Consider the following 26,266-nt stretch of genomic DNA (forward strand, 5'->3'; position numbering starts at 1 on the left):
TAACAACATGAAGGGGCTGCGTGATGTGCAGCTCCTTTTTGTGAGTTATTTTCATTCTGATCATGGTAAACTGTATATAAAATGGAAGAATCACATTTTTGAAATACAGGTTCCTATATAAATTGAACTAAACATTTACACAAAACGGAGTGGACAGAAGGGACCTGAAGAAGCGGAGCTAAAAGCTTTCTGAAAGAAAGCTGCTTCGAAAGCATACAATTCGCCTGCAAGCTTTCTGCAAGAAAGCTACATCGGAAGCATATGCTATCCCCGGATTTACCCTTTATAAAAGGAATAAAAAAATCTGGGGATAACAGCGATCGGAAGGTTGTTCTGTCATCGGAGTGTGCAGTGTAAATATTCTTTAGCTCATTTTATATAGTATGTTTTCTAATAAAACAAGCTTCAGGCATGTTCGAGTGGTGGCGTTCATATGGTGGAGTAAGAGATCCTAGCGATCGATGAGGAGGAGAGCCATGACACGTATTGCGGTGATGGTCATTCATGGGCTGGGTATGCGGAAGGATGGGTACGCGGACAAGCTGATTACTTCTTTGCATAAGGAATTGGACAAGGTGATGGTCTTGCCTGGAGCCTCCAAACAGATGCTGGATATTGAGCCCGTATATTGGGCGGATGTATTTGAGGAGCGGGAAGAGATGTTGTTTCAACAGCTCGTCAGCTCTCCGGGATTGAATTACCAGACGCTGCGACGATTTGTCATCCATTACCTGGCTGACGCGGTTGCATATCAACCTGTGGAAAATCAAGGCCATAACTATGATGCCGTACATCGAACGTTGAATCAGGCGATGCATACCCTTGCACAGCGTAACGGACCCGAAGCTCCGCTCTGTGTAGTTGCCCATAGTTTGGGTGCCGTAATCGCGAGTAACTTCTTCTATGATCTGCAATATCCGTCCAGTCGTATTCCTGAGGTTGTGGATGTGAGCTCGGCGTTGGAGCGGGGGGATACGCTTACTAATTTTTACTCGTTTGGTACAACCCTGCCTTTATGGAGTTTGCGTTACCATGACTTTAGTTGCCCAATTCAGGTGCCCTCTGCCCAGGTGAATCAGTATTATGCCGGACTGGAAGGGGAGTGGGTGAACTTCTACGATCGGGATGATATTCTGGGTTATCCGTTACGCCCCATTGATCCGGCTTATGAGAAAGCGGTCAAAGAAGACATTGAGGTGAACTCTGGCGGCGTAGCTATGAGTTGGAACCCGCTAAGTCATGGGGGGTATTTTTCCAATCGAAGCATGAATCGGAGAATCGCGCAGGGGCTTGCACGAACCTGGACCTGGATAAATCGTTCATAATAAGAGGTAGTTCACAAAGTCCGCTTTTGATTACGAAGGATGCCTAATGGCATCATCAGCATCGAATATGGAATTCAGCCGAAATGTCCGTTTGCTCACGTAGCTCTATCTACGCTCCGCTACTCCATTTCTAGCTTCATCCAATCTTCTTGGTACTGAAAACCGATCTTTTTGAACATGTATTGTAAGTACTATAAGTATTGAAATGAGGAGGGAATACGTATGGAATGCAGGACAGGCTGTGCCGCATGTTGTATCGCGATTTCCATATCATCACCGATACCGGGCATGGCTCATGGCAAGCCAGCAGGTGTACGTTGTGTGCAGCTTACAGATGATAATCGCTGCGGAATTTTTGGCCAAAAAGAGCGACCTGCCGTATGCAGTGGATTGCAGGCTGAGGAAGAGATGTGCGGTAGCACCGATCAGGAAGCATTTGATATTCTAACCTGGTTGGAGCAAGAAACTGCACCGACCGTCATTGCACCGAAAGTCGTTTGATTGACTTGTTTTAATTAAATAGGATAATTATACTTAATATGGAAGAAGGTAGATCTGGAGAGGAGATGCGAATACAATGGGGCTTGTTAAACGTTTGTATTGGTTGTTGTAAATATGATCGGAGAGTTATGGATGGGCTTCTACCGACGTAACTCGGATTATTATGACCATCAGACTTCAGGGTCCAAGAGCAAGATGGGGTATTATGCATTTATTATTGGGGCAACGGTAGTTACGGTAGGCATTGTGGGCTGGATGTACAACCGAATTTATTCATAAGTCGTTATTTTGCTTATGCTCGAACATGCCTAATGTCGCTGAAGTAGTCTGTACAAATAAAAGAGAGTATCCGCAGGATGTGATATCAAGAGGGTACTCTCTTTGGCATGGGAACAATCAGGCTGTTATTGTCCAGTTCATGCTTCTCTTGCGAGAGAGGCAGCCGAAGGCTTGGGTTCTCTGAACATTACGTAGTACATCAATGATGAAATGACATATAAACTGCCTGTGATGCTGAATGTGATCGCGTAACCCCAGTACGTTCCGTACGTGGTGACCAGATGGGATTGAACAGGGCCCATGGTAGCCCATCCAATCATAAAAGCAGTCTGCATCAGTGAATTGGCGATCCCGCGGCGTTTGTCAGAGATCCGATCCACCAGGATGGCTGAATGAATGGGATTGGCTGCATTCATCAACGCTTGTCTGAATAAGAAACTCAGTGAAGCGATGAACAACAGGTTGGTGAAGCCTGTTAATAGAAGGAAGGGCAGCGACATGACCTGGAAAATGACTACGGCACGTACGCTCCCGACCCTTGCGGCCAGGGTAGGACCAATCAGCATGGATACTATCGTCATAATCTGACCAAGTGCAATCAGCAGACTCATGCCACTCAGAGATACCGAGAAGCGATTGGTGAAATACAGATTTAGGTATGGGACAACCAGTCCTGAACCTAATCCGATTAATAACTGGGTGACTACAAACTGACCAATCAGTCGGGAATCTTTTTTCTTGGTGACTGAATCATTTGTGCTTACGGTATTTGTCAAACGTTCTTTAAGATCTGCATTGGGTTGAGGATCAGATTGCGCCGAAGTGGTTGTCTGCGGGACGGCCTTGTCCTCGGTTACAAATAACAGTGGAATGAATGCAGCGAGTGTTGCTGCACCACCAACAAATAATACCGTCTGAAGTCCCGTCACTTTGGCGAGTCCTGCCGTATGTAACAAATCTGCGAATACACCGCCACCTAGGCTACCAAGCACCTGGGAAGCAAGCACAAGGGATGAATAATAACTGAACATCTTCAGCCGCTGGCTTTTCTTGACGTTTTCCGCTAGATAAGGAATGGCCAGTACTTGGAATACACCAGCGAAAAGGCCGGAAAATACCGCGAACCAGATCAGTCCTGTAGCTGAATAATCGAAGGAGCGTCCGATCAGGAAGATTCCGCTGAACAACGCCCCGGTAATGAGCAGCCGCTTGCGACTGAACAGATCACCACATAGACCGATAGGAACAAACATAATGGCTGTTGCGAGTGATTGAATACTTACGATCTGGCCGTTCATTGTATCATTATAACCCAGCCCCTGAATGTACAGATTGTACAAGACAGAGAACATGCCATTTCCGATCTGATACAGAATGCTTGCCAGGAAAAAAAGTTGAATATTGCGGGACCAGCCGCGAATTTCAGCATGAATCTGTTGTAAAACTCTCAAGTGGTTCCCTCCAGTCTGCCTGTGCAGTCATTCCAGTTTAACAGGAAAGGGGAATTTGCGGAAGAATTGACCACTGTTTATTTTGGTTCAGGGTTATCCAACACACGAGCAATGACGAATCCATCGTAACCTTTGCTTCCCACCGTTTGCAGTGCTGTAGCTTCAAGCCGGGGGTGATCCGCGATTAACTGCAGGAATGATCGAACGCCTTGAACTCTGGGGTCCGTGCTGTCCGTGCGAATCACTTCACCGTCTCTGACGATATTGTCACCAATAATAAGACTTCCCGGTCGAGTCAGTCTCAGGGCCCATCTCAGATAATCGGGATTACTCGGTTTGTCAGCATCGATGAAGATCATATCAAACGGTTCCCTGTATTCTTCCTGAACATCGGGAAGGGTGGTCAGGGCAGGACCAACTCTCAGATCAACTTTGTGCATAAGTCCTGCACGTGTGATATTGGTTCGCGCCAAGTCCGCATGGTGTGATTCCGATTCCAGGGAGACGATACGTCCGTGTTCCGGCAGCGCTCTTGCCATCCAGATGGTACTATATCCCCCGAGTGTGCCGATTTCAAGTACACGGGATGCGCCTTGGATTTGCAGCAGAAGCTGGAGTAACTTTCCTTGATTGGGTGTTACGTCATGAGCGGGCAGTCCAGCTTCGGCATTGGTTTGCAATGTTTGCTCCAGCAGGGAATCGGAGGGGATCAGCAGATCGTTCATGTAGTCATCGACTTGGGTCCAGGTATGCTGGAGATCGGTTGTATTTGTATTTTTCATCTTCAATGTTCCTTCCTTGGTTCTTGTATTGGATTTCATAATTCAACTATAGCTGGAGTAATTGTATAAATAAAATATATATTATAAATGTTAATATAAATTTAAGTTATGTATTTGATATGGAAGAGGTGTAACACATGAATCTGCATGGATTACGATTATTTCATGCCATCGTGAGATATGGCGGGGTCACTCGTGCCGCAGAGGAACTGAATATTAGTCAGCCTGCTGTATCTTCCCAGGTGAAAAAGTTTGAACGTGAATTGGGAATTCAGCTTTTTGTTTCGGAGGGGAGAAAACTGGTGCTTACGGATGCAGGGATACAGTTAACTGGTTATGCGGAACGGCTGTTCATGCTGGAGCAGGATGTCGAGAATTTTGTGCAGGATTTTCGGGAGGGTAAAAAAGGACTGATCCGTCTTACAGCAACCTATTTGCCTTCAAATTTTCTGTTGCCAGGCTGGATTGCGCGGTTCAAGCAAATGCACGAGGATGTGGAGATTGTTGTGAGCACAACCAACACCCGGGTGGCATTTGACCAGTTACTTCGCTATGAGGCAGAGATTGCAGTGTATGGTGGGAGTGGTATTACACATGTGGGTGTCCAATGGGACGAATTGTTTGACGATGAGATGTGGTTTGTTGTGCACCCAGACCATCCGTATGCAGGAAAAGAAATCAAGCTGCAAGAGATGATGGCAGAACCGTTCATCATGCGCGAAGAAGGCAGTGCTACACGTGAGCGACTCGTGTCCCTATGCACAACCAATAACCTGGCCGCTCCCCGCATTGCGCTTCAGTTCAACGGGCTGAATGAAACGATCAGTGCGGTGAAGGCAGGTTATGGAGCCAACTTTATATCTTCTTTGGTTGTGAAGGAAGATGTGCGGCAAGGTAAGCTAGCACGTGTGTTCGTTCGAGGAGTACAGCTGAGAAATACGGTTGCCGTATGTACACGAGCAGGGGAAGTGTTGTCACCTGCTGCACAGCATCTGGTCAAGTTTATTCGGCAAGAAGCTGCATTGATGAAATGAATAGTGCGATTGGAAAATGTGTTCAAAGGAAACAATCTACCACAAGCGAATCCTTTTTCGACTATTGGTCTTCACTTTGTTGTGAAGTTCCCCATGCGTGTAATCTGGCGTACAGGGTTACACCGCCAATGATCAGGACGGGAATCCAGACTGCGATCATGGGCACGCGGTGGAATAGCAGTGCGGCTGCAATGACACCGACCAAATAGATGACAACAGCACCTGCACGAAGGTAGGCGTCTGTAGACAGGGCTGTGACTAACGATCGAATATTAGCATGTCGCAGTCTTTTAAGGATGCTTACGGTGTCCTCAACCACAGCGGCCAAATTATTGGTTAGCACGGTTGTTGAGATGCCAGCAATGCCGATTCGACGTGCCGCAGTTGTTTGCATTCCCATGGCAACGGCCAGGATGACAATTAACAGGTAGGACAGTTGTTCTGAAAATGGGCTAATCATGGCGATTGCAAACAGAAGGAGCAATATGCTTTCAACTGTAAATACGGCGGTAACCTTAGTAGACCAGCCATTTTTGGTCTGCACAGGTCCAACCATATGTGCTGCAATGGCATTGCCCGCAATAAAACCAATGAGAGCAAGCAGTGACCGGAGCACAACAAATTCCTGAGCTCGGGCAATGGCAATACCCAATAAAACAATATTTCCTGTCATGTTGGCTGTCAGCACATGCCCCAGTCCCAGATATCCGATCAGATCCACCATTCCGGCAGACATACAGAGAAGCAGCATGGCGTATTTTTGGAGGGTACTTTGATTCATTCTATCCGTCCTTTCAAAAGAAACGTAGCCCATCCAGTATACAGCCATAACCCATGCTTCTTCAAAATGAAATTCATAGCGCTGGCTAAGGTGCAGCGAGCCAATCAAACATATTGTTTACCGCAGATTCATGTATTTTCTCGTGAAAATGATGATCCTGCCCGCCATAAGCGTGGAATGTGACGTTTGCACCTCGGCGCTTAAGCCAGTGATACATTCGGGTTCCATGGCTATAATTCACCTGTGTATCCGATGTACCATGCATGATCAGCACCGGACAAGATAGTTTGTTCGCTTTGGATAAGGGAGAACGGGCGAGGTACGCTTCCGGAGCTGCGCGGGGGGAACCACCTAATACCCGCTTCAATGTGCGCCTCAGATCGGTTCGCTCATGGTAAGTGCGTTCCACATCGGAAACACCGCTCCAAAGAACTAATTTATGTACTTTATCCGGTCCATCATTGTAGGCAGTTGCCGTATGTACAGCATTAATGGCCCCACGCGAGAACCCCATTAATGATATCCGTTTCGGGTCGACAAAAGGTAAACGCTGTATCAACCGATAAGCAGCATGCACATCTTCGGCATCTTTTCCGCCGTACTCGTCACGACCTTCACCACCTTCGTTGCCACGATAGGATGGGGCGAAAACGATATAACCTTGTTGTACAAACTGCTCAAGCCAAACGGTATTTACCCCGCCATAGCTGCCAAGTCCGCCGCGACAATAGATCAGCGCTGGCCACTGTTCCTGTGGGTGTGCGATATCAGGTATGTTTGCAGCAGGGTAGTCGCTGGCGAGTGGTTGCAGATGTAGAGAATTAAGTGTGGAAGTGAAGTCCGGAAAGGCAGATGAGACAGAGCGGGGATAAGAAGATTCATATGTCGTAATATGAGGTAATGAACAACCTCGTGGCAAGAATAAATAAGCTTTAACCCGAAGTGTATCGGATGAATACGTCACTTGATAGAGCAGGGTGATTCACCTCTTTTATTAGTCATGAACGGCAAATGAACGGCCCTTTGACAGGGATGCTTCTATATGATGCTCGTTTAATAATTTCCCATACCTTCCAAGCTAAATCGCCATCCCGAAGGTGAGAAATTCGTTTATTGGCTTCAGATGATTTATAATGGTTCAGGAGACATGTGGATTGACCGCTTGTCCTCATATTCATAAAACTAACTTTAGTGTGCAGAAAGAAAGGAAGAAAGCCATGATGAATGCTCCACATCCAATCGATCAATTCAAGAAATTTAAATATGAAATTACGAGATTTATGATGATCTATAAATTTGCTCTGGATCAAATGGAGACCAAAATTGAAGTATTGAAGGAAGAATTCCAGTCTCTGCATGATTACAGTCCAATTGAGCATACAAAGTCCAGACTGAAATCTCCTGAGAGCATTATGAACAAGATGTTCCGCAAAAATCATGAGTTAACGTTTGAGAGCATCAAGCAAAATATCAAGGATATCGCCGGGGTACGGATTACATGTTCCTTTATCTCGGACATTTATCGCATTAAGGATATGCTGTGCAACCAGAGCGATCTGCGTGTACTGGAGGTCAAAGACTACATCGAGAATCCGAAGCCAAATGGCTACCAAAGCCTTCACCTCCTGGTGGAAGTGCCTGTGTACATGTCCAATGGCGAGGAACGAGCATGTGTGGAGATTCAGATTCGTACGATTGCGATGGATTTCTGGGCGAGTCTAGAGCATAAGATTTTTTATAAATATAATAAGGATGTTCCCGAGCATTTGACGAGAGAGCTAAAGAGTGCGGCAGACTCCGCCAATGCACTGGATCAACAGATGGAACGACTTCACCGGGAAATTCAGGAGATTAAGGACGCCGAGAACGAGCGGGATGAAGAAGAACTGCGCCGTATCATTATTAACAACCAACAGTTCACACTGCCGTCCAACTTGCTCAAACTGCTGGGTAGCGGGGAGTAGTACTCGATGAAAAGTACAATAGCTTCATTGAACACGAATCCCACATCCCGTGTACGGATGGCTTTAATTCTGGGGACGCTGTCGGCCTTCGGGCCGTTGTCCCTGGATATGTATTTACCCGCATTACCTACACTGGCTGATGAGTTCGGTTCATCGACCTCCTATGCTCAACTCAGTCTGACGGCGTGTATGATTGGACTTGCGGTGGGGCAGCTGCTTGCCGGACCTCTAAGTGATGTACGTGGTCGGCGAACACCGCTCATTGCAGGACTTATGCTCTATACTATAGCTTCCATACTCTGCTTGGTTAGCCCTACGATGGGCTCTTTTGTTGTGCTGCGGTTCATTCAGGGTGTAGCTGGAGCGGCTGGGATTGTCATCTCGCGCGCAATCGTCAGAGACGTATATTCAGGCCCGGAACTTACACGGTTCTTTTCCCTGTTAATGCTGATTAACGGCGTAGCCCCAATTGCTGCACCGATCATTGGTGGACAATTGTTGACATATACGTCGTGGCGTGGCGTATTTATTTTGCTTAGCCTCATCGGTATATTGACGCTGTTGGCTGTTATTTTCGGCCTTGGAGAGACATTGCCCTCCAACCGCAGATCAAGCGGGGGATTGAAACAGACGTTGATTACGTTTCGTCAAATCGCAGGCGATCGTCAGTTTATGGGTTATGCGTTGACCCAGGGTTTCGTAGCGGCTGGTATGTTTGCCTACATATCCGGTTCACCGTTTGTACTTCAGAAAATATATGGGGTATCCCCGCAAATGTTTAGTATCTGCTTTGCCATCAACGGGCTTGGCATTATTCTGGCCAGTCAGGTTGCCGGCAGACTTGCAGGTAAGGTATCTGAAACCCGCCTGTTAATCGCGGGGCTGCTAACCGCGGCCCTGGGAGGCACATCACTGCTCATCGCCATTCTGGCGGGAGGTAATCTAATCTCTGTACTGATTCCGTTATTTTTGGTGGTATCCAGTGTTGGACTGGTCAATACTGCGTCCTTCGCTCTGGCGATGGCCAATCAGGAGAAGTCGGCAGGAAGTGCGTCTGCGCTTATTGGTGTGATGACGTTCCTGTTCGGTGGCATTGTCGCTCCGCTAGTTGGTCTCGGAGGAGAAGGTACAGCTGTGCCAATGGGAATCGTTATCGCGTGTGCGGATCTCGGTGCCTTGCTGATTTATTTCCTAATGGTCAGTCGGGGCAGGAAGCGTCAGATGGATCAGACGTTGAGTTAACGATACGGATTCTTTGATTAAAAGAACGAACAAGAGCCTCACTTGGAAGAAATCATACTTCCAAATGAGGCTCTTGCTGTCGCTAAGGACAAGTTTAGCAGAGCGCAAACAAAATCTGTGTATTGGACAGTATGCCTGGCGTGAGGAATGGATAGAAGTACCCCACTACAAAACCGAACAGATTGATGGCAGGCCACATCAGGTACACATCATTGTATGTGAAGACAAGGGACCATCGGTTATAGCAAAAGTTGGGCAGTGCACGTTCTTCGTTTTCTCGCGGTGCCGCTGCACCCGTCTGTGCAAATTGTACAGCTTGAGTGAGACTTTGCGGCTGTTGCTGGAGGAAGAGTGGAAGCAGACCCGGGCTGCTTTTGATCAGGTTATACAGAAAAAGCATCTCTGCGGGAGGCTGACCTACCGGACGCGGATAGGCGCTAAGCAGCGTTGGCAGATTGCCTTGTGCCAGTTGCGCAGGTACGCCCGGTGCTGTACCCGGAATGCCTCCAGGAATATATGGACCTGGTCCTCCGCCTGGAATGAATGGAGGATAGGAGCCTTGACCTCCAGGGGTACCCGGATACGTCTGACCACCCGGTATGCCGCCACCGCCACCTCCTGGGAATAGTGGAGGCAATTGAAAGGAGCGGTCTTCTCCATAACTTAGATAAGGACTATATTCGTAATACATGTATAGAACATCCTTCCTGTCGTCGTATTCTGCATTCAGCATATGGCGGCATCCGCCTATACGTGAATGCCGCCAAGAAGATTTTATATGCTTCGCTCGGACATAATCGAATTGACAATTGAACTGATAACAATTATCATTGTCAATGGAATTGGACAAATGTACATACGGGTATTATATGTATCAATAATAATATCATTGTTTTTGAACGTAGATATCTGTCCCAATACAGCCAATAAGGTTTCCATATTGAAAGGGGATAATAAAGTGTTTAAGAGAAATAAAAAGATGATCACACTTTTGATTACGGTGATGGTTATGTCCATCTGGTTAGCAGCATGTGGAGCGAAGCCGGCAGAGAACGGAGCAGCAGGAGAGAACGATACAACAACCGAGACAGAGACGCAAACAGAAGCCGCTACAGAGCGAACCATGACAGATGCAATGGGACACGAAGTGAAAATCCCGGCGAATCCGGAGCGTATTATCGCATCTTATCTAGAAGACAATCTGGTAACACTAGGTGTTAAGCCAGCAGCACAGTGGTCAGTAGCAAACGGCATTCAGGAATATTTGCAAAAAGATCTGAACGGTATTCCAACGATTGCCTTCGATCTTCCTTTTGAAGCGGTAGCAAGTTTCAACCCGGATCTGATTATTATTGGTTCTGAAAGTGTGGTTGAAGGAGAAAAATACGAACAGTACAGTAAGATTGCACCTACTTATGTACTTGGCGATGAGATCAATAGCGACTGGCGTAAAACATTGCTGAAAATCGGTGAGATATTGAATAAGAGTGATGAAGCACAAAAAGCGCTGGATGATTACGAAGTTAAAGCTACAGAAATTAAGGAAAAGATCAACAACGTTACAGGTGGAACGAAATCGGCAGCGGCCATTTGGTTGGTTAGTGGCAAGTTCTTTATTGTAAGTGACAATGTATCAAGTGGAGAAGTAATGTATAAAGAACTTGGCCTTCAAGAGCCTGAAGTTGTAAAAGAAATCTCTGCCAATGCAACAGGTAACTGGTCTTCCATCTCTTTGGAGAAGCTGGCGGAAATGGATGTAGACTACTTGTTCTTTGTGAATAGTGATGAAGGTACTGGGGCGGAAGCACTGAAAGATCCAGTGTGGCAAAGCATTCCGGCTGTGAAAAATGGTAATTTGTTTGAATTCACCCGGTCCAGCAGCTGGTTGTATAGTGGAGTTCAAGCGAACCTTCAAATTATGGAAGACATTCAGAACAGCATTGTTAAATAAGAATTAGTCGATATGAAAAAGCATATTCCTACTCTCTGGTGCAATGGGCCCAGGGAGTTTTTTTGTTAATTCGGCATTTTACGTTATATAATAAATATGAGTGTGTTAACGTGTTTTGAAGTGAAATGGACACTTATTACACGAGCAGGGAAGGGGATATTTACATATGTATACATTGGATCCACGCGAAATAACGGGAAGAGACAACTATAAACTGATGAGTGGTTCGGTGGTACCACGTCCTATTGCTTTTGTGACGACACGTTCAGATGAGAATGATGTGATCAATGCAGCGCCTTTCAGTTTTTTCAATGTGGTTAGTTCGGACCCACCGCTGTTATCCATATCCGTTGCACGTAAAGACAGCAGGATGAAAGATACTGCACGTAATGTGCTTGCTCATAAAGAGTTGGTCGTGCATATATGTGATGAAGCAATCATAGCAGAAGTAAATGAGACAGCAGCTATCCTTGAACCTCATGAAAGTGAGCTTGAGCGGACGAAACTGACTACAGTACCAAGTACAAAGGTCACCGTGCCGGGAATAAAGGAAGCCCTTATTCGAATGGAGTGTGAGCTGTATCAGCACATTCCCATTACCAACGATGATGGCAAACCGATGAGTGATTTGCTACTGGTACGCATAGTACAGTATCATTTCAGCGAACAAGTCTATAATCCGGACAAGGGGTATATCCTGATGGATCATTTGAAACCAGTCAGCCGACTTGCGGGTAATGATTATGCCAAGCTCGGAGAGAGATTTACCATAATACGCCCTGAATAGGTATGAAGGATCTTATATGTAATTTGTGAAAGGCTTTAATTCTGCAGATAAAGGCGGACAACACATGCGAAACTCGCATAGGTTGTCCGCCTTTCGTTGTGATATGAACATAAATGGGACAGGGATTGAATAGACTTGTACTATAACCTGCACATTTTTATATGAACCTATTTGATATATAGGTCGTTTAACAAGCCCACTTTTGATGAGAAAGAAAAGATTATATAGGGGGTTAAGCTGATGAACCAGCTTGAGGAAACTACAGGGGCAAGTATTATGGGAATAGGAACGGCTTGGCCAGTCCACCGTATTGAGCAAAAGGATGTGTCTGCCCGTCTCGCACAGGCGCTGGAACATGAGCCGGATGCGAGACGATGGGCGAAACGGATCTTTAATCAGTGCGGTGTGGAAACTCGTTATACGTGTGAACCGAATCTGCTTGAGCCTGTTGATTCTTGCCGATACTTACCTTTCACGAGTAGGGAGGAAGTTCCGACTACATCCGAGCGCATGGGCAAATACAAAGCTGCTGCTGTTCCCCTTGGTCTGGAGGCGGCCGGACAAGCGCTTCAGGATGCGGACGTATCCTCCTCGGAAATTACACATCTCATTACGGTGAGTTGCACGGGCCAATTCCTGCCCGGACTTGATGTTCGGCTGATCCAGCAGCTTGAACTGTCACCGCAGATTAACCGGATTCCGCTGGTGTTTCAAGGATGTGCAGCGGGTCTGAAGGCGATACAACTGGCGAATTCCATTGTAACGACCGATCAGAAGGCCATGGTTCTCATCGTGTGTGTGGAGCTGTGCACGCTTCATTTTCAGCCATCTTCCAAACGGGACGACCTGTATGCTGCATCGTTCTTCGGTGATGGTGCATCTGCCTGTGTTATTGGTGCGTCCGGAACAGACCGTAATGAATGTTTTCGACTAGGGCGTGGGTACTCAACGCTGCTCCCGGATTGTGCAGAAGAAATGATCTGGGAAGTGGGCAATACAGGCTTTGACCTCTATCTGTCACCACAGATTCCAAAGCTGCTTGGTCTGCATCTTGGGCCAGAGGTTGAGCGACTTCTCGAGGGGGGGAGTTTACCTGAAATATGGGCGATCCATCCGGGAGGCAGAGGCATCGTGGATGCCGTTCAGAAGCTGTATCAGTTGACAGATGAGCAGGTCTCATACAGTCGTAACATCCTGCGGGATTATGGCAACCTGTCGTCTGTGACAATTCTCTTTGTACTTCAAGCCATCCGCGAGGATTACAGACAAAAAGAAGATTACTCGAGTGGAATAGCGCTTGCCTTTGGACCCGGACTGACCGCAGAATTACTCCCTTTTACATACATTCCTGTGCCCATGGCGAACAGAACACCTGTGAAGCAAGGCATCCATTAGTTCGCGAATCCGAGTGAAGGAGACATACACCGCAAGTGGCTGGATGTGCGTACGATTTTACCGATGAACGTAATCGAATGACTAATCTGATCGCAGAGGAGCTTAGGTATGGCTTATCGCAGACTTGCTGCCTTCATCAGCCGATATCCACGGTTCATTATTCTCTGCTGGGTATTTATCATCGGGATGTCAGCGGTCTGGGCGTGGAGGTTGCCTGACATTGTCCAGGATCACGGATTGAGACGGGTTCACGGGGATGCGCAAGCCGTAGAGCTTGTTCTGGAGGACGAATTCGCTTCTCCTGCGAATCCGGTTATTCTGGTTTTTGAGAAAAAGGATAATACCTCGCCGTTAGCGTTCCGACAGTGGATCAGGGAGCGTCTGACACAGGTTCAAGTGTTGCCTGCGGTAAGCTCTGTCACGTTCCCGCTGGATGCTGGCGAAAGGGTGACGCTGCAAAATCACAGGGCATATGCCCTTGTGAAGATGGATGTGCCCCCACATCAGATGGGTCCTCCAATTGAGCAGTTGCGCGCCTTGCTGGCAACAGACGGTCCAGGTACGGTCCAATTGACCGGCAAGACCGTCGTACAACAGGATGTGAATCATCTGAGTTTTCGTGACCTGGAACGGGCAGAGATGGTGGGGCTGCCGATTGCCCTAATCGTTCTGTGCTTCGCTTTCAGGGGGTTATATGCCGCATTGATTGCTGTCATGATGGGCATCAGTGCTGTGATTACAGCGATGGGAGCCACAACGCTCCTTGGTTATCATCTGGAATTGTCCAACTTTATCATTAACGTTATTCCCATGGTGGGCATGGCACTCAGTATAGATTTTGCCCTGATCATCCTGAGCAGGTACAGGGAAGAAGTTCAGCGGGCCTATAAAGATGAAGGTGCAGCTAATATTCCGGGAAGAAGCCTGGTTATGCAGAGCGAGATTCTTCAAAGAACATTACGTACAGCAGGCAGAGCAGTGTTGTTCTCGGCAGCTTGCGTACTCCTCGGGCTGCTGGGTCTGCTCTGGATCAGGCTGCCAATGTTTCTGAGTGTCTCCTTGGGGGCCGTCACTGTTCTGCTTCTATCACTATTGTTAAATGTTACACTGCTGCCAGCTCTACTGTCACTGTTCGCGGATCGCGTCTTCAGGCAAAATTCAATTCATTCGTTACCTAGAGGTTCAGTGTGGCACAGATGGTCAGCAATGGTCATGAAACGTCCAGTCAGCATGGCAATTGGAGGTACGATCGTGCTGCTCCTGTGTGTCTATCCAGTGACCCGGCTGGAACTGTCTGTCCCGGATGCCTCTTCACTGCCAGCCAGAATGGAGTCCCGCCAGGCAGCAGAGCTGTTGCAGCATGATTATGGGCAAAAGAATACCTCCACCATCGAGATCGTGATTGGTGCACAGCAGGAACGGTTAACTACCTCACACTGGCAGACGGCCCACAACAAAGCACGTCAATTACTTCAGGACTCGGACGTATTGAGCATTGTTTCACCATGGGGCCTATTACAGCCTAATCAGAATGGCTCACCAAACCTGTTTACAATTCCATCGTCGTCGCCTTCCATAGAAGGCAAGGAGTCAACAAGGACGGCATGGCTGCGTTCAACGGTCTCTGATTATTCCATACGATTGGTAGCCACCGTGCATGGGGAGCCTGGATCGGAGCAGGTCGCAGATTGGCTGGAACGGATGAGGAATAGCGATCATGCACTAGGTTCCAACAATGTAAAACTGCGTTATGGTGGGGAAGCTGCCAAGCAGGTTGAAATCATGCAGGAAGTTACACATCAACTGCCTAAAGTGCTGGTATTTGTAGTCGTCACCAATTATCTTGTATTACTGGCGGCATTCCGATCTCTACTCATTCCAATCAAAGCGATTGTGATGAATCTGCTCAGCTTAGCCGCTTCATTTGGCATTTTGGTATGGGTGTTTAATGAAGGACATCTGGGCATGGAGCAATCAGACATTGCTATTATGATCCCTGTATTCATTGCAGGATTGGTGTTTGGCATATCCATGGATTATGGGGTATTTATGTTAAGTCGTATTCAGGAGGTGTACAGACGAACAGGAGACAGTGATGGAGCTGTCCAACAAGGACTGGCTTCTACCGGTCGTCTGGTCACTTCCGCAGCGGCAATTCTACTTGCGGTGACCGTGCCGTTTGCTTTTGCTGAAGTTGCAGGTGTGAGGCAATTAGGGATTGGAATCACGGCAGCGGTATTGATTGACGTTACATTGATCCGCCTAATATTGGTACCTGCGTTGATGAGATTAATGGGCAGGTGGAACTGGTGGCTGCCAGGTCAGATCAAATGAAGGGTATTTCCGTAACCTGTCTTCAGGTTGGAGATATCCTTTTTGGCTAGAAATCGTATGATTCTATTCAAAACAGGCAAACATGTTCAATTCATGGGAGACATCAATGTTCTATAATGGATGGGATTCATTCCATATGACAGTCTTCTATCTACGTTATCTTTACGAAAAACAGGAGGGACACAGGCCCATGTCGGATATTGAAGCCTATTTACAACAACAAACGAATCTCCGTGGACGTTCCGCATATCAGGCAGATCAACCCCTGGAGTTATGGCGCAGCCAGTTATGTACCCGCGTGAAAGAGCGGCTGGGCGGTTTTCCAACCAGGGACGCAGCATTGAATCCTGTCTTACTGGAGCGCATCCCATGTGACGGGTATATCCGGGAGCGGGTTGAGATCACGACCTATGCCGGGCTCCGTATGCCTGTGTATGTATTGATTCCAGGGGATGGAAGCACTACCGAGGTGAGAAGACCTGCTATCGTTGCTTGTCATGGGCATGGCTATGGTAGCCGAGAGATCTCTGGTATGGAACCGGATGGTTCACCACGGACTGGAGAGCCCGGATTACACAAGGATTTTGCAGTAGCGCTTGTGAAGCGTGGATATGTGGTTGCGGCTCCAGAGCTGCTCGGGTTCGGTGATCGAAGACTGGCAGAGGACCGCGATGCGCCACCAGGGGTAAGCTCCTGTACGAAGATTGCGGCGCATCTGCTCATGGTGGGGAAGACTCTCGCCGGGCACAGGGTATATGAAATAACTAGAGTACTGGATTATCTATTGACCCGACCGGAAGTGGATACGGAGCGAATTGGAAGCATGGGTATCTCGGGTGGTGGTCTGGTTACGGCATTTTCAGCCGCATTGGATGAACGCTTCCATGCAGCTGTAGTAAGTGGCTATGCAAGTACATTCCAGGGCAGCATACTGGATCGCAACCATTGTCTGGACAATTATGTGCCAGGTATCCTGCGTGAAGCGGAGTTGCCCGATCTCATCGGCTTGATTGTACCTAGACCACTCTTTATTGAAGCTGGAAGTGATGATCGGGTATTTCCGCTCGATGCAGCAAGAGAAGCCTATAAGCGATTGACATACATCTATGAACAAGCGGGGGCATCAGAAGCACTGGATGCGGATTTCTTTACAGGTGGACATGAGATTAGCGGAGCGAAGGCCTATGACTGGCTTGATCGAGTTCTGTGAAGTTGTGGATCATGCACCAATCTAATATGGATTCGAGAGGAGAATTCAGTGATGAAATGGTCAACATTGGTAAAGTTTCTGCTCTGTTTTATTCTGTTTGCAAGTACGTTGAGCATCGGTCTGGGAAGCAGTGGAGGGCAAGTTGCCAAGGCAGCAACGGACAATTACAGATTTGATTTTGGTTCGAGTCCGGTTGAGAGCGGTTACACAGGCGTGTCCGCAGGAGATGCCTACACGGCTACCAAAGGGTATGGGTTCAATACACCAGCCAATATGCGAAATGTGTCTGCTTCTGGAAGCGGAGTAATGAGTGACGCCGTACAGTTTCTGACGTTTGGCACGAAGAGCAACAACACCTTCAATGTGAACTTGTCCAATGGCCTATATGAGGTCAAAGTGGTTCTGGGCAATACAGCCAGAGCAAGTGTGGCGGCAGAAGGGGTGTACCAGATCATCAACATGACGGGCAACGGGGCGACGGATCAATTTCAAATTCCGATAACTGATGGGCAACTCAATCTGCTCATTACGGAAGGAAAAGCAGGTACTGCATTTACACTCAGCGCACTCGAGATTCGGAAGATATCCAATCAGACCGTAACCAACCGCACGATTTACATCGGTGGTGACTCAACAGTTTGTAATTACTATCCGCTTGGCAGCAGTGTACAAGGAGGGTGGGGGCAGCTGTTACCGTCTTATGTGAACAACGCTACGTTCCAGGTTCGTAATATGGCATCAAGTGGTCAGTTTGCGAGAGGATTCCGCGACGATGGTCAGATGGAGGCGATTCTGAAGTATATCAAGCCGGGAGATTATTTTATTTTGCAATTCGGGATTAACGATACCAATGCCAAGAACAATACAACGGAGGCGCAGTTTAAAGAGATTATGCGGGATATGGTGCGTCAGGCGAAGAACAAAGGAGCAACGGTTATCCTCTCCACGCCACAAGGCCGGGCAACAGACTTTAATACAGCCAATGTACATCAAGCGGAGAACCGCTGGTATAATCAATCGACTCGTGCACTGGCTCAGGAAGAGGGGGTCACACTGGTTGAACTGAATAAGTTGAGTTCTGCTTATTTCACGTCCATTGGTCCGGCGGCAACACTCGCTCTGTATATGACGGGGGATAGTCTGCATCCGAATCGTCAAGGTGCTGCACAGCTTGCACGCATTGTGGCTGCGGATCTGAAAAGACAGGGATTGAGTGGATTCTAATGATGAATATTATCTGCCTGCATGATCCGGATATGATATGAATTGCGTATGATAAATTAAAAAATACCCCCGTGAACAGCCCGCGAAAAGGGCGGCTGATCCTTGGGGGTATTCGCTATTTCTGAGATGGAGGATCACTCCATCATGTCTTTGGCTTCATGGTTCACCTTTTTACCTTTTAACAAGGGTTCCAGTTCATCTTGTACACTCTGCTCCCACAGTGGTACATCTGTGCGATAGGCGGCCCGTCCGTTCAGATGTCCGGCGACCGGAGCCGTGATGAATACAAACAGGATACCTAACAACAAACGGGCACTGATATAGTTATCGAAGTACCAGAAGTAGAAAAACGTAGCGCTTAGTACACAGAACACGCCAAGCGTCATACTTTTGGTTGCGGCATGGGCTCGTAGATATACATCGGGCAGACGAATAAGTCCGAACGCACTGAGGGCGCTAAGCAATGCACCAAGCAGTACGAGTAAACCTATGGCTGTTTCAGCGGTTACCTTAACGATCTCCATCATTTTTGAATACCGCCCCCCGTTCAATATAACGTGCAAATGCCACTGTACTTAGAAAAGCCAGAATACCAATCAGTAAGATGATATCCAGATATGCCTGAGTTTGCAGCATCATCGAAAGAACGGCGACGATGGCAATTACATTGATACCGATGGTGTCCAATGCTGTGATCCGATCAGCCATGGATGGTCCCCGAAGCACCCTATACAAGCACCCTAGTATGGCTAAGGAGAGAATGAGCAATGAGATGAACAACAGTGAGGATAACATTAACGCGTCACCTCCATAATTGCTTTTTCGAATGTGTTTTGAATATTATCTCTCATTTTCTGTTCATCCTTGATATCTAGCGCGTGGATAAACAGTTTGCGTTGGTTACCCGAGATCTCAAGTGGCAGAGAACCCGGTGTTAATGAAATAAGTAGGCAGAGCAGGGTGACCTCCCAATCCGAGGACAATTGAGTTTTATACGTAAAAATACCGGGCCTTATGTCGAGCTTGGGCTTGATAATCTGGCGTATAACCTCAATGCTGGCTCGCACCAGTTCCTTGAACAGTAATGTAATCAGTTTGCAGATGGCCCAGACTCGAACAATATAGAAGCGCTGGGGGAAGAATCTCCGCATCCCCCCGATGAGAAGTAGTCCGAGCAGGTAACCTATGAGAAAACCAACACCATTCCAGGCGTTGTTCAAAAACATCCATACAAAGGCAATGATAAGATTAAGTACAATCTGAAAGGCCATGGACATCTACTCCTTCAATACGGCATCAATATAAATATTGGGATGCAGTAGAATATCGCCTGCGCGGGAGGTCAATTGGAACATGCCTTCAGCCCCCACACCCATTACGATGATGAATACAAACAGAATTCCGGCAGGAATCAGCAGGCCGTTCACCGCGTAAGGCCGTCTTGCAACACCGGCAGGCGGTTCGCCCCAGAATGCTTGTATGAAGATGCGCAGTACCGAATATAACATTAACAAGCTGGAGAGCACCGCAATGCCGGTCAGACCATACAAGCCTGCCTGCAAGCCACCTTCGAAGAGAAGCAACTTCCCCGGAAAACCACTGAATGGAGGCAAGCCCGCCAAGGCAAGTGCGCTAATGAAGAACATCCAGCCGAGCAGCGGATAGCGATGGATCAACCCGCCCATGTTGTCCAGTTTGGATGTTCCGGCAACTGCGATCAAGGCACCCCCGAGCAGGAAGAGCAATGTTTTGATTAACATGTCATGAAGCATGTAGAAGAGCAGACCTTCCAGCGCTGGACGACTGGCTGAAGCCATACCAAAAGCGACAAAACCTACACCTGCAACCACGTTGTAGATGAGAATTTTGTTCACATCGCGGTACGAGATTGCACCGATAACACCAAGAACCATCGTAGCACCAGCCATCCATCCGATCAGGGCATGGAAGAAATCAGGATCATGATAGAAGATCAGTGTGAATGTTCGCACAATGGCGTACAAGCCAACCTTGGTAAGCAATCCTGCGAACAATGCAGTGACGACAGCAGGTGGTGCCGCATAAGAGCCCGACAGCCAGAAGAACAGGAACAGTCCGGCCTTGATGCTGAATACAATCAGGAAGAGAACAGCAATTAAGGTAATGACACCGCTCTGTCCCACTTCAGCAATTTTTACGGACAAGTCTGCCATGTTCAGTGTGCCAGTAATGGAGTAAAGGAAGCCAATGGAAGCGACAAACAGGGCTGACGAAACGATGTTAATCAAGACATATTTGATCGTTTCACGAAGCTGTCTTTCCGTACTACCCAATACAATCAGTGCATAGGAAGAGATCAGCATCAGCTCAAAGCAAACAAACAAATTGAACAAATCTCCGGTTAGGAATGAACCGTTAACTCCCGCGATCAGAAAATGAAAGAACGGATAGAAGTGATGTTCTTCTCTCTCCTTGTTTACACTGCGGAATGCATACAGCAGACAAGCCAGCGCAATGATGGAAGCAGCAACCACAAGCAACGCAGACACCATATCAGCAACTAGCACAATACCATAGGGAGGTGCCCATCCGCCCATATTAAGCGTGAGCACTCCAGTTTGAGTTACACGAGTAATAAGTATCGTTGAGACCGCTGCTGTAAACAAAAGCCCGATGACACTAATGATCCGCTGGATATTTGTTTTTCGGAAAAAGAGCAAAGCCAGAACACCTGTGATTAAAGGCAACAGAATCGGCAGAACGACGAGATTATTCATATGGGCGCCCCCTTACTTCTTCCATATCGTCTGTTTTTAATTTCAGATAAGAACGATAAGAAAGAACAAAGAAGAACGCAGTGAGTCCAAAATTAATTACAATAGAAGTTAGTATTAACGCCTGAGGAAGAGGGTCGACATAGCGCTCGGCCATCTCCCCAAGCAGGGGTGGTGCCCCGGTTTTGAGACGTGACATGGTGATCAAGAGCAGATGTACACCATGGGTTAGTATGGACATGCCAAGTACGATACGGAGTAGGCTCCGCGACAAGATTAAAAAGACAGCAACCGCAAACAGAATGCCAACGGCTACACACATCAATATTTCCATATCAGCGATCCTCCCCGATCTGTAGAATGATGGTCATGGTGACACCCAGGACAGCGAGATACACGCCAAGATCAAACAGCATGGCCGTGGCGAGTTCTGTCTCTCCTAGCAAAGGGAGTTCGAAATAACCGAAGGTTTGGCTTAGGAACGGAACTCCGAATATAAATGAACCTGCACCTGTCAGTAACGCGATACCCAATCCGATTCCTGTTAGAACACGGAAGTCAACGGGTAACGCTTTGCGTATCGTATCGGTACTGAATGCCAGGGCAATCAATACGAGCGCTGCCGCTGTAACCAAGCCACCGATAAAACCTCCACCCGGATTGTGATGTCCTGCGAAGAACAGGTGCATGGCAAACGTCAGAATGATGAACACAACGACCTTGGTGGTCGTTTGCAGCAATACATCATTACTCTGCAAAGGTACAGTATCCCACGAGGATGAGCTCCGTTCACGGTTACCATACTTTTTCGTATTATCCGCTTCATCATCCAGAGCAGGTTCAGACTCCTGACTTTCGTCCTTCTTACGGAACTTCAAGCGGGCTCCGAGATCTTTGGCTTCGAGGTTCAGATTAATCATGGAGTAGATGGATAATGAAGCAACGCCGAGCACCATAATCTCCAGTAACGTATCGAATCCACGGAAATCAACCAATAACACGTTCACGACATTTTTACCACCAGCAGAGTCATACGCTTCTTGCAGGAAGAAGGTAGAAATGCTGTCCAGTGATGCTGTTCCGCTTGCAGCTAGAGCAACAAAGGTCATCACAACGCCGACTGCAATCGCTACGATCATATTTACCGTGAGATAACTACGGCTTGATTTGCCACGTTTCAATTCAGGCAGATGGTAGAAGCAGAGCAGGAACAATGCAACGGATACCGTCTCGACAATCATCTGTGTCAAGGCCAGATCCGGCGCCCGAAAGAGCACAAACAGCAGGGTTACGATGTAACCAACCGCACCGGTCATAATGACTGCCGACAGTCTGTTTTTGGCAAAAGGAATCGAAACCGCCGCACCGATGAGTGTGACCAGCAGAACGACCTCATAAAATGAGAAAGGTGCATTGCCCTGCAGATTCCAGGTAATATTTTCACCTGAACGGAAGAAGGCATAAACCAACAAGGCAACCGTGAATGAGAAAATGTAAACCAAATAATTACGAACCGAGCCATTCATATAGGCTTCCGTCCATTTGCGTGCATAATGCTGAAGATTATCCAGTACAACATGGTACATATTGTTAATGGTTAATCCTTGCGGATAATGCTCATAAATATTCCTCCATCGTGGCAACAGCTTGTAGAGAGTGATTCCGAGAATCACAACTCCGATCGTCATAATCAGTTCCGGAGTCCATCCATGCCACAGGGAAAAATGTACATCGAAGCGTTCAGTTCCATCTAAGAGGGATGGAAGTACGGCTGCCATGGCCGGTTCAATCAGTGATCCGGCCAGCAGATTCGGGAAGAGTCCGAATACAACGACAAGAACACCTAGAACAACGGGCGGAATGAGCATACCAACGGGCGCTTCGTGCAGCTTCTCGGCAGGGATCTCGCTTTGGCTACGACCGAGGAATGTTTTGAACACGATAATCAGCGCATAGATCAGGGTAAACACACTTGCAAGCCAAGCCAATACCGGCAATAGAATACTCCAGGAACCAAGTCCAAAGATTCGCAGATGCGTGACTTCGACCATCGCCTGGAAGAATAACTCCTTGCTCAGGAATCCGTTGAATGGCGGTATACCCGCCATAGCAAGTGATCCGATCAATGCTACGGTGAATGTAATTGGCATGAATGAAGCAAGTCCACCGAGCTTTCGGATGTCACGTGTACCCGTTTCATGATCAACAATGCCTACGACCATGAACAGAGCGGCCTTGAAGGTCGCGTGATTAAACAGGTGAAGCAGCGCAGCGGTTATTGCCACGGTGTACATCGCAGAGGATTCGCCATATCCGAAGAAGAGAGCAGCAGATCCCACCCCTAAGAGGGACATGATCAGACCAAGTTGAGAGATGGTTGAATAGGCGAGAATCGCTTTGAGATCGTTTTTTTTCACCGCCAGGAATGATCCATAACACAAAGTCAGGAGACCAACGCCGGTAACAAGCCAGAACCAGAGCCCCTGTCCACCGAAGATCGGTGTAAACCGGGCCACAACATACAGTCCGGCCTTGACCATCGTGGCGGAATGCAGATAGGCGCTGACAGGTGTCGGAGCTTCCATGGCATCCGGCAACCAGATATGGAACGGGAATTGGGCTGACTTGGTGAAAGCACCAATTAAGATCAAGACAAGTGCGGGCAGGAATAGTGCGCTTTCCTGAAACTGACCCAATCCTGCAATGGTTGCACGAATACTGAACGTTCCGGTAATGAGATACATCATCATGAATCCGGTAAGCATGGCGAAACCGCCAAATACCGTAATCAGGAAAGATTTTTGTGCTCCTGAAGTGGAAGCTTTGCGTTTGTAATGAAATGCAATCAACAGGAAAGACGTAATACTGGTCAATTCCCAGAACCCGTAGAGCACGATCATATTATCAGACAGCACCACGCCCAACATGGCTCCCATGAACATCAACAGATAAAGGTAGAAGCGGTTTAGCGCCTCTTTCATATCCATGTAGAAGATGGAGTAGAGAACAACGAGGACACCGATTCCGGTGATTAGCAGTGTCAGCATGAGGCTCAGACCGTCCAGATAGAGGTTAAATCCAATGTCCAGTGAAGGAATCCATGGAATATTTCCGGATACAGTATCGCGCTGTGACACAGCGGGTATGAGACTCGCAAAGTATACAAATAATAGTGCCGGGACGATGAGGACCGGCCATCCCAAATGAATTTTACGGAAGAAACGATGCAGCATGGCAAGGAGAATGCCAGCGGCAAAAGGCAGAATAACAGCAACATGAAGCAGGCTCAACATTACACCCCCAATGTTTAGTATTTCGACTACTCTCTCTGTGACATACAGGCGCATAATCCTCAAAGGGATATGCTTGCTCTCTATATTCATAACCCAAGTATGTATATACAGAATCGTGTCTATTCTTTGAATGGAAGAAACACGGTGAAGATTTCCGTAATTATTGTATGGGCTTGTATAATAAAAAAACACACAAGTTCCGATAAATATGAAAACGATTAGGTGACATCCCGTGTACCCTTTGCAGCATACTAATGTTGAAAAGCAAGATGGTTTCACCGTGTAATGGAGGAAATGATGTCATTCAAGATTAGAACTGTGCTTACTGTCATCTTCGCTGTGTTATCCCTGCTGGTTACCTTGACGATTGGATCTGTTTTTAGCAAAAAATCATTCGTTGCTGTGGAGACCGAGATTGGTCATTCACTTACAGGTACGGCCTCACAAGCTTCGGACAAACTGGATCGGTTTATGTCCGCGCGCGCCGGTGAACTGGATCTTCTGGGCAAAATGGCTTCGCTAGAAGATGGGTTTCAGCCTGATGAGATTCAGATGTTGCTGGATCAGCTACAAGATAGCTTTCCCTCATTCTCATGGGTTGGATTCATGAACCCGAAGGGAAAAGTGCTAGCCGCGACAGATGGTATATTGCTTGGAGAAAATTTATCAGAGCGACCTGTGTATCAGGAGGGGATCAAGGGTAAATTCATTGGAGATGTGCATAACGCAGTACTTCTTGCCAAGCTGTTACCAAATCCAACGGGAGAGCCGTTGCAATTTGTCGATATCAGTTTTCCACTGAAGGATAACAAAGGACATATTAGGGGTGTGCTCGCTGCACATTTAAGCTGGGCATGGGCGAAGGAAGTCGAAGAATCCGTGCTTTCCCCATTGAAAAGAGAAGAAAAGGACATTGAGTTCTTTATCGTAAGCAAAAAGGAACATACAGTGTTGCTGGGGCCAAAGGAATGGATTGGTAAACCTTTGGCATTGCCTGGCGTCGAAGAGGCCCAGCGCAACCAAAGCAGTTGGTCCATTGAAGAGTGGCCTGATGGTAAGGAATATGTAACAGGGTTTGCCTACAGCCAGGGTCATCTGGATTATCCCGGATTAGGCTGGACTGTGGTTATTCGTCAAGTCAAGTCGACAGCGTTTGCATCTGTTTTTGACCTGATGCGGTTTAATGTGTGGGCTGGTCTTGCGGTTACTGCGCTGTTTGCACTGATTGGCTGGTTTGTCTCACGTCTGATCTCTGCCCCGCTTGTACGTCTCACTAGAGTGGCCAATCGACTCCGGGCAGGTGAAGAGATTGAGATTCCTGAAAATAAGGGGATTAAGGAGATTGAAGTGTTGTCCCGCTCGCTTCGCGATATGCTGACCTCTCTGATGAATAAAGACTCAGAGCTGGTTGTAATGCAGAATCTGGCACATTTTGATCAGTTAACAAGTCTGCCGAATCGTACTGCCCTTGAAGTGTATCTGGAGGAGTCTCTGGAGACCGAAAGTGAAAATCACACGCTGACTTTTCTCTATCTGGATCTGGATGGATTCAAACGAGTCAACGATACACTTGGACATCAGGTTGGAGATGTTCTTTTACAAAAAGTGGCCCAACGTCTGTCCTCTCTTGGTCAGGAGAAGGGCATAACGGTTCGATTGGGCGGAGATGAATTCCTCATTGTACTTCAGTCGGTCGGAAGTCATCCGAGGGAAGAAGCCTGCGCTTATGCAGAAGCCATCATTCAAAGTCTGAACAAGCCGTTTATTATTGAATACGAGCGAATTCGAATTGGATGTAGCATCGGAGGGGCTGAATATCCAACCAACAGCAACAACCCATCTGAGATTATCCGAATGGCGGATGAAGCATTGTATGAGTCCAAACGTGCAGGCAAGAACAGAATGACATTTTATTCCGAGTTGAAGCAGAATCAATAGCGTATAATAACAGGAGCTGGGT

24 protein-coding genes are annotated in these 26,266 nt (G+C 47.4%); 13 read left to right on the top strand and 11 right to left on the bottom strand.

The window, feature by feature from the left end; genetic code table 11:
• Positions 1-476: 476 nt before the first annotated feature.
• The 3 genes from NLBNIHML_RS30115 to NLBNIHML_RS30125 all read left to right on the top strand — a co-directional run bounded on the left by NLBNIHML_RS30115 (position 477) and on the right by NLBNIHML_RS30125 (position 2,105).
• Positions 477-1,325 carry a chemotaxis protein gene (locus NLBNIHML_RS30115; protein WP_494353423.1) on the top strand — a complete coding sequence of 283 codons (849 nt, stop codon included), beginning with the start codon at positions 477-479 and terminating at the stop codon, positions 1,323-1,325.
• Positions 1,326-1,547: 222 nt separating this feature from the next.
• Complete coding sequence (locus NLBNIHML_RS30120; RefSeq protein ID WP_339242037.1) at positions 1,548-1,826, top strand: YkgJ family cysteine cluster protein; 279 nt, start codon at positions 1,548-1,550, stop codon at positions 1,824-1,826.
• Positions 1,827-1,958: 132 nt separating this feature from the next.
• Positions 1,959-2,105 (top strand): hypothetical protein, encoded by a 147-nt coding sequence (locus NLBNIHML_RS30125; protein WP_494353424.1) that lies wholly within the window; start codon positions 1,959-1,961, stop codon positions 2,103-2,105.
• 137 nt (positions 2,106-2,242) lie between these two features.
• Here the strand turns inward: NLBNIHML_RS30125 and NLBNIHML_RS30130 are convergent, their stop codons facing one another.
• Both NLBNIHML_RS30130 and NLBNIHML_RS30135 read right to left on the bottom strand, forming a co-directional pair.
• Positions 2,243-3,556: an MFS transporter gene (locus NLBNIHML_RS30130; protein WP_339242041.1), complete on the bottom strand. Its 1,314-nt coding sequence runs from the start codon at positions 3,554-3,556 to the stop codon at positions 2,243-2,245.
• A 77-nt stretch (positions 3,557-3,633) separates the two neighbouring features.
• Positions 3,634-4,338, bottom strand: a complete 705-nt coding sequence (locus tag NLBNIHML_RS30135; protein ID WP_494353425.1) for an O-methyltransferase — start codon at positions 4,336-4,338, stop codon at positions 3,634-3,636.
• Between the two features lie 137 nt (positions 4,339-4,475).
• On the opposite strand from NLBNIHML_RS30135, the gene NLBNIHML_RS30140 reads away from it, so the two are divergent.
• Positions 4,476-5,372: a LysR family transcriptional regulator gene (locus NLBNIHML_RS30140; protein ID WP_494353426.1), complete on the top strand. Its 897-nt coding sequence runs from the start codon at positions 4,476-4,478 to the stop codon at positions 5,370-5,372.
• A gap of 61 nt (positions 5,373-5,433) precedes the next feature.
• Here NLBNIHML_RS30140 and NLBNIHML_RS30145 read toward each other — a convergent pair whose 3' ends face one another.
• Positions 5,434-6,153 (bottom strand): YoaK family protein, encoded by a 720-nt coding sequence (locus tag NLBNIHML_RS30145; RefSeq protein ID WP_494353427.1) that lies wholly within the window; start codon positions 6,151-6,153, stop codon positions 5,434-5,436.
• Positions 6,154-6,238: 85 nt separating this feature from the next.
• The gene (locus NLBNIHML_RS30150) at positions 6,239-7,072 is read right to left on the bottom strand and encodes an alpha/beta hydrolase family protein (RefSeq protein ID WP_494353428.1); all 834 of its coding nucleotides are present in this window, start codon (positions 7,070-7,072) and stop codon (positions 6,239-6,241) included.
• 301 nt (positions 7,073-7,373) lie between these two features.
• Here NLBNIHML_RS30150 and NLBNIHML_RS30155 point away from each other — a divergent pair, with 301 nt between their 5' ends.
• On the top strand, positions 7,374-8,117 hold the full coding sequence (locus tag NLBNIHML_RS30155) for a GTP pyrophosphokinase (protein ID WP_062834047.1): 744 nt from the start codon (positions 7,374-7,376) through the stop codon (positions 8,115-8,117).
• 6 nt (positions 8,118-8,123) lie between these two features.
• Positions 8,124-9,359 (top strand): multidrug effflux MFS transporter, encoded by a 1,236-nt coding sequence (locus tag NLBNIHML_RS30160; protein WP_339242052.1) that lies wholly within the window; start codon positions 8,124-8,126, stop codon positions 9,357-9,359.
• Between the two features lie 94 nt (positions 9,360-9,453).
• Here NLBNIHML_RS30160 and NLBNIHML_RS30165 read toward each other — a convergent pair whose 3' ends face one another.
• Positions 9,454-10,050, bottom strand: coding sequence for a hypothetical protein (locus NLBNIHML_RS30165; RefSeq protein WP_339260746.1), 597 nt, complete (start codon positions 10,048-10,050; stop codon positions 9,454-9,456).
• 267 nt (positions 10,051-10,317) lie between these two features.
• Between NLBNIHML_RS30165 and NLBNIHML_RS30170 the strand changes: the two genes are divergently transcribed.
• The 6 genes from NLBNIHML_RS30170 (at position 10,318) to NLBNIHML_RS30195 (ending at position 18,260) form a co-directional block, all read left to right on the top strand.
• Positions 10,318-11,310 carry an iron-hydroxamate ABC transporter substrate-binding protein gene (locus NLBNIHML_RS30170; protein ID WP_339260747.1) on the top strand — a complete coding sequence of 331 codons (993 nt, stop codon included), beginning with the start codon at positions 10,318-10,320 and terminating at the stop codon, positions 11,308-11,310.
• Between the two features lie 166 nt (positions 11,311-11,476).
• Positions 11,477-12,097, top strand: coding sequence for a flavin reductase family protein (locus NLBNIHML_RS30175; RefSeq protein WP_494353429.1), 621 nt, complete (start codon positions 11,477-11,479; stop codon positions 12,095-12,097).
• 240 nt (positions 12,098-12,337) lie between these two features.
• Positions 12,338-13,492: a type III polyketide synthase gene (locus NLBNIHML_RS30180; protein ID WP_494353430.1), complete on the top strand. Its 1,155-nt coding sequence runs from the start codon at positions 12,338-12,340 to the stop codon at positions 13,490-13,492.
• Between the two features lie 108 nt (positions 13,493-13,600).
• Entirely contained in the window at positions 13,601-15,826 is a 2,226-nt protein-coding gene (locus NLBNIHML_RS30185) for an MMPL family transporter (protein ID WP_494353431.1), read from the top strand.
• A 190-nt stretch (positions 15,827-16,016) separates the two neighbouring features.
• The gene (locus tag NLBNIHML_RS30190) at positions 16,017-17,036 is read left to right on the top strand and encodes a dienelactone hydrolase family protein (protein ID WP_494353432.1); all 1,020 of its coding nucleotides are present in this window, start codon (positions 16,017-16,019) and stop codon (positions 17,034-17,036) included.
• Between the two features lie 51 nt (positions 17,037-17,087).
• Entirely contained in the window at positions 17,088-18,260 is a 1,173-nt protein-coding gene (locus NLBNIHML_RS30195; protein WP_494353433.1) for a rhamnogalacturonan acetylesterase, read from the top strand.
• Between the two features lie 134 nt (positions 18,261-18,394).
• On the opposite strand, the gene mnhG is transcribed toward NLBNIHML_RS30195, so the two are convergent.
• From mnhG to NLBNIHML_RS30225, 6 genes are read right to left on the bottom strand one after another with little or no spacing between them, the layout of a single operon-like run.
• Complete coding sequence (mnhG, locus tag NLBNIHML_RS30200) at positions 18,395-18,787, bottom strand: monovalent cation/H(+) antiporter subunit G (RefSeq protein WP_076249568.1); 393 nt, start codon at positions 18,785-18,787, stop codon at positions 18,395-18,397.
• Complete coding sequence (locus NLBNIHML_RS30205) at positions 18,771-19,055, bottom strand: Na(+)/H(+) antiporter subunit F1 (RefSeq protein WP_017688855.1); 285 nt, start codon at positions 19,053-19,055, stop codon at positions 18,771-18,773. Before NLBNIHML_RS30205 ends, mnhG begins: the two co-directional genes overlap by 17 nt.
• A complete protein-coding gene (locus NLBNIHML_RS30210; protein ID WP_339242068.1) occupies positions 19,055-19,531 on the bottom strand; it encodes a Na+/H+ antiporter subunit E in 477 nt (158 codons plus the stop codon). The genes NLBNIHML_RS30205 and NLBNIHML_RS30210 overlap by 1 nt, the downstream gene beginning before the upstream one ends.
• A gap of 6 nt (positions 19,532-19,537) precedes the next feature.
• Entirely contained in the window at positions 19,538-21,016 is a 1,479-nt protein-coding gene (locus NLBNIHML_RS30215; protein WP_339242070.1) for a Na+/H+ antiporter subunit D, read from the bottom strand.
• Positions 21,009-21,347: a Na(+)/H(+) antiporter subunit C gene (locus tag NLBNIHML_RS30220; protein WP_036670645.1), complete on the bottom strand. Its 339-nt coding sequence runs from the start codon at positions 21,345-21,347 to the stop codon at positions 21,009-21,011. Before NLBNIHML_RS30220 ends, NLBNIHML_RS30215 begins: the two co-directional genes overlap by 8 nt.
• Position 21,348: 1 nt before the next feature.
• Entirely contained in the window at positions 21,349-24,303 is a 2,955-nt protein-coding gene (locus tag NLBNIHML_RS30225) for a Na+/H+ antiporter subunit A (RefSeq protein ID WP_339243040.1), read from the bottom strand.
• A 297-nt stretch (positions 24,304-24,600) separates the two neighbouring features.
• Between NLBNIHML_RS30225 and NLBNIHML_RS30230 the strand changes: the two genes are divergently transcribed.
• Complete coding sequence (locus NLBNIHML_RS30230; RefSeq protein WP_339242072.1) at positions 24,601-26,244, top strand: sensor domain-containing diguanylate cyclase; 1,644 nt, start codon at positions 24,601-24,603, stop codon at positions 26,242-26,244.
• Positions 26,245-26,266 lie beyond the last annotated feature (22 nt).

The sequence above is a fragment of the Paenibacillus sp. JNU01 genome, assembly GCF_059130585.1.

Excerpts from the sequence above, each read along its gene's own strand:
- NLBNIHML_RS30165 (WP_339260746.1), bottom strand. The coding sequence starts at position 10,050 with ATGTATTACGAATATAGTCCTTATCTAAGTTATGGAGAAGACCGCTCC.
- NLBNIHML_RS30220 (WP_036670645.1), bottom strand. The coding sequence starts at position 21,347 with ATGGAAATATTGATGTGTGTAGCCGTTGGCATTCTGTTTGCGGTTGCT.
- NLBNIHML_RS30175 (WP_494353429.1), top strand. The coding sequence starts at position 11,477 with ATGTATACATTGGATCCACGCGAAATAACGGGAAGAGACAACTATAAA.
- NLBNIHML_RS30180 (WP_494353430.1), top strand. The coding sequence starts at position 12,338 with ATGAACCAGCTTGAGGAAACTACAGGGGCAAGTATTATGGGAATAGGA.
- NLBNIHML_RS30155 (WP_062834047.1), top strand. The coding sequence starts at position 7,374 with ATGAATGCTCCACATCCAATCGATCAATTCAAGAAATTTAAATATGAA.
- NLBNIHML_RS30210 (WP_339242068.1), bottom strand. The coding sequence starts at position 19,531 with ATGGCCTTTCAGATTGTACTTAATCTTATCATTGCCTTTGTATGGATG.
- NLBNIHML_RS30120 (WP_339242037.1), top strand. The coding sequence starts at position 1,548 with ATGGAATGCAGGACAGGCTGTGCCGCATGTTGTATCGCGATTTCCATA.
- NLBNIHML_RS30205 (WP_017688855.1), bottom strand. The coding sequence starts at position 19,055 with ATGTTATCCTCACTGTTGTTCATCTCATTGCTCATTCTCTCCTTAGCC.
- NLBNIHML_RS30115 (WP_494353423.1), top strand. The coding sequence starts at position 477 with ATGACACGTATTGCGGTGATGGTCATTCATGGGCTGGGTATGCGGAAG.
- NLBNIHML_RS30125 (WP_494353424.1), top strand. The coding sequence starts at position 1,959 with ATGGGCTTCTACCGACGTAACTCGGATTATTATGACCATCAGACTTCA.
- NLBNIHML_RS30215 (WP_339242070.1), bottom strand. The coding sequence starts at position 21,016 with ATGAATAATCTCGTCGTTCTGCCGATTCTGTTGCCTTTAATCACAGGT.
- NLBNIHML_RS30140 (WP_494353426.1), top strand. The coding sequence starts at position 4,476 with ATGAATCTGCATGGATTACGATTATTTCATGCCATCGTGAGATATGGC.
- mnhG (WP_076249568.1), bottom strand. The coding sequence starts at position 18,787 with ATGATGGAGATCGTTAAGGTAACCGCTGAAACAGCCATAGGTTTACTC.
- NLBNIHML_RS30135 (WP_494353425.1), bottom strand. The coding sequence starts at position 4,338 with ATGAAAAATACAAATACAACCGATCTCCAGCATACCTGGACCCAAGTC.
- NLBNIHML_RS30160 (WP_339242052.1), top strand. The coding sequence starts at position 8,124 with ATGAAAAGTACAATAGCTTCATTGAACACGAATCCCACATCCCGTGTA.
- NLBNIHML_RS30185 (WP_494353431.1), top strand. The coding sequence starts at position 13,601 with ATGGCTTATCGCAGACTTGCTGCCTTCATCAGCCGATATCCACGGTTC.
- NLBNIHML_RS30145 (WP_494353427.1), bottom strand. The coding sequence starts at position 6,153 with ATGAATCAAAGTACCCTCCAAAAATACGCCATGCTGCTTCTCTGTATG.
- NLBNIHML_RS30195 (WP_494353433.1), top strand. The coding sequence starts at position 17,088 with ATGAAATGGTCAACATTGGTAAAGTTTCTGCTCTGTTTTATTCTGTTT.
- NLBNIHML_RS30190 (WP_494353432.1), top strand. The coding sequence starts at position 16,017 with ATGTCGGATATTGAAGCCTATTTACAACAACAAACGAATCTCCGTGGA.
- NLBNIHML_RS30230 (WP_339242072.1), top strand. The coding sequence starts at position 24,601 with ATGATGTCATTCAAGATTAGAACTGTGCTTACTGTCATCTTCGCTGTG.